This is a genomic window from Pseudomonas matsuisoli, assembly GCF_014647635.1.
GTDB lineage: Bacteria > Pseudomonadota > Gammaproteobacteria > Pseudomonadales > Pseudomonadaceae > Pseudomonas_P > Pseudomonas_P matsuisoli.
Window position 1 is genome coordinate 34645 of sequence record NZ_BMPO01000013.1, and the last position, 6399, is coordinate 41043.

6 protein-coding genes are annotated in these 6399 nt (G+C 59.3%); 2 read left to right on the plus strand and 4 right to left on the minus strand.

Features of this window, described 5'->3' with window-relative positions; genetic code table 11:
- Positions 1-133: 133 nt before the first annotated feature.
- The 4 genes from IEY47_RS20095 to IEY47_RS20110 form a co-directional block, all read right to left on the minus strand.
- The gene (locus IEY47_RS20095) at positions 134-1081 is read right to left on the minus strand and encodes an AEC family transporter (protein ID WP_188986052.1); all 948 of its coding nucleotides are present in this window, start codon (positions 1079-1081) and stop codon (positions 134-136) included.
- Positions 1082-1494: 413 nt separating this feature from the next.
- On the minus strand, positions 1495-2292 hold the full coding sequence (locus tag IEY47_RS20100) for an SDR family NAD(P)-dependent oxidoreductase (RefSeq protein WP_188986054.1): 798 nt from the start codon (positions 2290-2292) through the stop codon (positions 1495-1497).
- Between the two features lie 54 nt (positions 2293-2346).
- Positions 2347-3135: a phytanoyl-CoA dioxygenase family protein gene (locus IEY47_RS20105; RefSeq protein WP_188986056.1), complete on the minus strand. Its 789-nt coding sequence runs from the start codon at positions 3133-3135 to the stop codon at positions 2347-2349.
- A 34-nt stretch (positions 3136-3169) separates the two neighbouring features.
- Complete coding sequence (locus IEY47_RS20110) at positions 3170-3868, minus strand: GntR family transcriptional regulator (protein WP_188986058.1); 699 nt, start codon at positions 3866-3868, stop codon at positions 3170-3172.
- 153 nt (positions 3869-4021) lie between these two features.
- On the opposite strand from IEY47_RS20110, the gene IEY47_RS20115 reads away from it, so the two are divergent.
- Together IEY47_RS20115 and uvsE are read left to right on the plus strand one after the other, a co-directional pair.
- The gene (locus IEY47_RS20115; RefSeq protein ID WP_188986060.1) at positions 4022-5053 is read left to right on the plus strand and encodes a TRAP transporter substrate-binding protein; all 1032 of its coding nucleotides are present in this window, start codon (positions 4022-4024) and stop codon (positions 5051-5053) included.
- 181 nt (positions 5054-5234) lie between these two features.
- Positions 5235-6251, plus strand: coding sequence for a UV DNA damage repair endonuclease UvsE (gene uvsE / locus IEY47_RS20120; protein ID WP_188986062.1), 1017 nt, complete (start codon positions 5235-5237; stop codon positions 6249-6251).
- Positions 6252-6399: the final 148 nt, after the last annotated feature.

The window sequence follows — 6399 nt, forward strand, 5'->3', positions numbered from 1 at the left end:
CCGTTAAGGCGACTGGGGCGGATGTCCGCCCCGTCGCCCCTAGAGTGCGATAGATCGTGTCGCCGGCGGTGCGATTGGATGCACTTGTAGGGGCGACTTTAGTCGCCTTTCCCCGTTCTATCGGTAAGCGTCGCTATCCATGCGGTACCAGCGCCAGAATGACTGACACAGTCACCAACGAGCACACCGTCGAAAACAGAATCGCCCGCGACATGGTCGTGGCTTCACGCCCATAAAGCTCTGCGAGCATGAATGGGCCATTGCCGATGGGCAGCGCGCTCAGCAGCAGGGCGCTGTAGGCCCACAGCGGCGGCAGGTCGAAGACCCAGAAAGCGAAGACCGCGGTAATCGCTGGCTGCAGGATCAGTTTCAGGAACACCAGCAGGGAAAGCGTCTGCGTCTTCACAGGCGCTGCGCCTTCGCTGCTGGGAGAGGCCAGGAACAGACCGATCGACACTAGCGCGCAAGGACCTGCGGCCGCACCCAGGTACTTGAACAGCTGCTGGATGCCGGAGGGCAGTGCGATGCCGCTCAACGAGACCAGCATGCCCAGTATCGGCGCGACCATGATCGGGTTCCTGATCAGCGCGCGGCCGACTTTCAATAGCGTTCGGCCCAGATGTTTTTCGGCCTGACGAGACATCTCGATCATCACGATGGCGATCGCGAATAGCAGGCAAGCGGTCATTAACGTCCCGATGATCGCAGGGGGCAGCGATGCTTCGCCAAAGGTCAGCAAACAAAGCGGAATACCGAGGAAACCGGAGTTGGGATAGGCCGAGCCCAGCGCATCGATGGTCGCATCGATGAAATGCGCGCCCTGACGCAGCCGCAAGAACAGGGTGATGAGGTACACACCGGCCATGCCTAGCAGGAATGCAACAACGTAGCCGACGTTGAACGCTTCAACCGATGACAGCCGTGACATCGCTTCGAAGAGCAGCGACGGCAGACCGAGGTAGATGACGAAACGGTTGAGCTCGGTCGAGGCATTTGCGCCGAGGATGTTGCGCCTCCGGCAGAAAAAGCCGACGAAGATGAGGCTGAAGACGGGGAAGGCGACGTTGAAGACGGCAAGCATGGATAGGCCTTACTGCGGGGCGTGGGAAATGGAGAGGGAGGGGTTTCGCGAGAGAGATAAGATCGGTACACGGCCGCAGTTCGCTCGGCTGTTGGTTTGAGTGCGGCAGAACGCCTGTAGGAGCGAGCTTGCTCGCGAATGCGGTCCTTCCGGCGCGTATGGGTTGTCTGGTCTGACGCATTCGCGGGCAAGCCCGCTCCTACAAAGGCTTGATAGCGCCCCATGGATTGCTGGTTAGTCTGGATCGAATTGTAGGAACGAGCCGGGCTGCGATCAGCTTGCTCGCGAATGCGGCCCTTCGAACACGCAAAGACTATCTGGTCGCAAGTGCGATCGATCAGACGCAACCTCACGCTCCCCAGCCAGTAGGCAGGGGAGAACTTCGAAACGAGGCCACGCTTTGGATCACGCATTCAGGCACATTTCAGAGTCAGGCCTCCATCGACGATGAGATTGGTGCCAGTAATGTAGCGGGCATTGTCCGAGGCGAGGAATAACGCGGCATGGGCCACGTCCCAGGCGTCGCCCATGAAGCCCATCGGGCATTGGGCGTGGCGTTTTTCCAGCATCGCATCCGTGTCGCCGCCATAAGCGCTGGTCAGTGAGGTGCGGACCATCGGGGTTTCCATGAACCCAGGTGATACGCAGTTGGCACGGATGCCTTTGGCGGCGTACTGCACGGCAATGTTCTGGGTCAACGCGATGGCGGCAGCCTTGGTCGCTGAATAGCCGACGTAAGGAAACCCGAGCCAGCGCTCAGCGGCGATCGAGGCGATGTTGACGATGACACCGTGCCCCTGACGCTCCATAACGGGCAGCGCGTACTTGCAGGTGAGAAACAGGCTGGTCTGGTTGACGGCCACCAGACGGTTCCAGCTTTCCTCGCTGGCTTCCACCGGGCCACCCGTTTCGGCAATGCCCACGTTGTTGTGCAGCACGTCGAGGCGGCCGAAATGGTCGATGGTGGCCTGGACCATGCGGCGCATATCCCCGCTATCGGAGACGTCGCCGCTGAACACCTCACATTCGCCGCCCTCTTCGCGGATCATTGCGCAGGTCTCTTCCGCAGACTGCGCATTACGATCTACCGCCAGCACGCGCGCACCTTCACGGGCATAGAGCACCGCTGCCGCGCGGCCGTTGCTCCAACCCTCGGCGATGGCTCCAGCGCCGGTGACGATAACCACCTTTTCGTTCATCAGCTTTTTCATTGTTGTTATCCAGAATCCGGAAAGAAGCGCCGGTCATTAGCCGGCGCCTATTGGTCAGGCCACAGCCTTCATCAGTTCTTCGAGACAGTTGTCATCCAGTGTCTGGATCGGCGTGAAATCGCGGTGGGCGATGTAATCCGGGCGCTGGAATTTCTGAATCGCGTTGTCCACCGAGTTAGTGGTGACATACAGCGTATTTCGGTCCCAGGGCGACAGGTTCGGCGCGGATGCATGGACCAGCGTGCTCTGGAAGATCAGCACGGTGCCAGCCTTGCCTTTAGGCGCAACGATGCCGCCGTCCTCGACCAGCGCGGCCACCTTGTCGTTGTCCAGTGTCCACAGCGGATAGCTCGTGGTCGTGCGATCATGGCCCGCTTCGATACGGCCATTCTTGTGCGAACGAGGGATGAACATCAGTGGGCCGTTGAATTCGTTCACGTCGTCGAGGAACACGGCGACGTTCATCGCCCTCGGGTTCGGCATGCCATCGTCCTCGTGCCAGGTCCCGAAGTCCTGGTGCCACTGCCACACGTCACCGTTGAAGGCCGCCTTGGCGTTGATCTTGAACTGGTGCATATAAACGTCGCTGCCCAGCAGCTCGCGAGCCGGTTCGATCAGGCGGGGGTGGCGCGCAACTCGGGCGAACACGTCGTCGAAGGTGTGCGCCGCGAACACGGTGCGCACTACGCCGCTCTTCTCCTTGATGACTTCATCGCGGTCCATGCGATACAGCGCGGGAAGGCGCGACTTCATCAACGCGGCTTCTTCACGACTGAACAGGCCGTCCAGAGTGATGTAGCCAAGGTCTTCATAAGCTTCGATTTGTTCTTGTGTCAGCTTCATGAGGCTCTCCGAGGGGAGGGTGGTTGTGCAGGGGTTAAGCCTGCTTTCGTTTAGACGCGTGCTCCTCGTCATCGAGGCGTCGCGCCAGGTTTTCCGCTGCGCTTTCGGCGTGCTGTCTTGCCCGCACACCAGCTTGTTGCTCGTCTCCGGCGAGGATCGCCAGCAGGATATTTTCGTGTTCGTCCCAGACGCCATCGAACGTCCTGACATCGCTTTGCAGGATGGCACTCATCACCCGGCGGATGTGGTGCCAATGAATCGCGGTGGTCTCACCGATCACCGGATTACCGGACATGCGATAGATGAATTGGTGGAAGGCAATGTCGGCTTGCACCCGTCGGTAATCGTTTTCTCCCACTGCGGCTTCACGGCCTTGGCGAATCAACTTCTCGCCTTCGGCGCGGTAGGGCTCCGCACCGTGCTCGCGAACGCGGCGCGCAGCCTCGCTGGCGGCTAGCGCATCCAGCGCAGCTCGCACCTGATAGAGCTGAACGAGGCGAAGCGGGTCGAGGGGCGTGACGATGACGCCCTTGCGACCGCTTTCTTCGATGAAGCCTTCGCGCTTGAGTATCTGGAACGCTTGAAGGATCGGCTGGCGTGAAACGCCCAATTGTTCAGCCAGACCTTCCTGGGTAATACGCTCGTTGGGCGGCAGTGTGCCGTCGCAGATGGCATCGAGGATGGCGACGTAGACCTGTTCGATCAGTTGGGCTGGCGTTTGCAGCTTCTTCATAATGATCACTGAATGTTGAGTTCTGTATACAGACTACGAATCCGTGATTATGCTGTCAACGCCGTCATCGCATTTCCGTATCGAGATGCGAGATGTGTGTGCACTAAAAACCAAAAAAAGCCTCTCGTACAAAAACAATAAGAGGAACATCGCATGACTGGTCTTACTCGTCGTCATTTCATCCGTAATGCATCTCTCCTGTCCGCGGCGGTCGCAGCCAGCAGCACGGGCCTCTACAGCGGCCCCGTGCGGGCTGCCGAATTCAATCTGAAGTTCGCTAATAACCTGCCCATCGGCCATCCGATGAACGTGCGCGCGCGGGAAATGGCCAAGCGTGTGAAGGAAGAGTCGGAAGGGCGTGTCAATGTGCAGGTATTCCCCAGCAGCCAGCTGGGCGGGGATACCGATATGCTGGCGCAGGCGCGCTCGGGCGCCATCGACTTCTACTGCGGCCCGCCGGTGATTCTTGGGACGCTCGCGCCAAGCGTGCAGATCAGTGCCGTGGGGTTCGCCTTCAAGGATTACGACCAGGTCTGGGCCGCGATGGATGGCGAGCTGGGTGCTCACATCCGCCAGGAGATCGAGAAGACCGGCGTGCTGTTCGGCTTCGAAAAGATCTGGGACAACGGTTTCCGTGTCACCACGACCAGTACCAGGCCGATTGCAGCCCCGACTGACCTCGTGGGAATGAAGCTACGTGTGCCGCCAAGCCCAATCATCATGTCGATGTTCCGCAGCTTCGACGCCTCGCCCGCGAGTATCAACTTTGCCGAGGTCTATTCCTCGCTCCAGACGCGCATTGTCGAAGGGCAGGAAAACCCGCTGACGTTGGTGGATTCTGCCAAGCTCTACGAGGTGCAGAAGTATTGCTCCATGACCAACCATATGTGGGATGGCTTCTGGGTACTGGGCAATCAGCAACGCTTCAAAGCACTACCGGCGGATGTACAAGCGCTAGTCACCAAGCACATCAACGAAGCGGGCGTGAGCATGCGTGCGGACCTGCGCAGCTTGCAGGCGAACGTTATCGAAGTTCTCAAAGGCAAAGGGTTGCTGCTGAGCAAGGTCACGCCCGAACCGTTCCGCGAGAAGTTGCGCGCTGCCGGCTATTACGAGCAATGGCATGAGACCTTCGGTGACGAGGCCTGGGCGCTATTGGAGAAGACCGCCGGATCATTGGCATAGGCGATACCGTTTAGTCGTAGGTCGGGTGATAACCCAAAGACCGTGCTCCCCAGGCGAAGGAGCCGCGGGTTTTACCCGCCCTACGACTACAGAGCGACTTGGGACACTTTATCCGTGCTCAGGCACTCCTGCTGTAATACAGGGCTCCAACGTTTCTATCCGTTGTGTTGGAGTCCTTCTCATGTATCGCCTTGGCTTTGCCTGCCAGTACCGTCATCCCGGCCATAGCGAATCGCTGAAAGCGCTCGAAGCCATCGAGCGCACGTTCAACCCGCGCACGACGACGTTGCGCTGGATAAACAGCGTCCAGCGAGAAGTGGCGGAAGAGAAGCTGCGCGATGTCGTCGGGCATAACCTGGATGCACAGCTGCGTCTGCTCGAATACGTCGGCAGCCTGCCGCCGCCCTTGCGCATGCTGCGCTTGAGCAGTGACCTGCTGCCGTTGTACAGCCACGCTTCGGTAAAGGACTTCTATCAGCAACCTGAAATCCAGGATTGGCTATCGAACCGCTTCGGTGAGATCGGGGCTTTGGCGCGTAATCATGGCGTGCGGGTTTCGATGCACCCGGGGCAATTCTGCGTGCTCGGGTCGGACCGGCCGGAGGTGGTGGAAAACAGCATCGCGGAGTTCGAATATCACGCGGACATGATTCGCATGATGGGCTTCGGTCGACAGTTTCAGGATTTCAAATGCAACGTGCACATTGCGGGCCGGTTGGGGGCGGAGGGCATCCGCACGATCTGGCCCCGACTTTCCCAGGAGGCGCGCAATTGCATCACCTTCGAGAACGAAGAGAAGACCTACGGCGTCGACGATTGCCTGAAGCTCGCCGACCTGGCGCCGGTGGTGCTGGACATTCACCATTGCTGGATCAACGAAGACGCTTACATCGATCCGCACGAGGAGCGCGTCGAACGAATCATCGAGAGCTGGCGTGGGGTGCGGCCGACGATGCATTACTCGCAGCCACCGGAAAAGTTGATCGAGCTGGGGTTCTGGCCGACCCGCAAGCTGGAGATGCCGACCGTGCTGGTGCGTGTGTCGAAGCGCGAGTTATACGGGCACAGCAAACGGATGTGGAATGACTGGACCAATCGTTATGCCTGCGAATTCCTGGATCGGTTCGACATGATGTTCGAGGCCAAGGATAAGAACCTAGCGACGATGGATTTCTATCAGGAGTACCTGACGGCGTAACGGAATCGATTAATAGCCGAAAAGCCGCGGGTTGCACCCGCCCTTGTATGTCGACTCCCGTCTCCAAAGAGGCGATAGTCCCCGACTGATCATCGGGGGAGGACCGCAAGCCGCACCCGCCCTTAAGCCTCGAGCTTGTTGTGTAGAT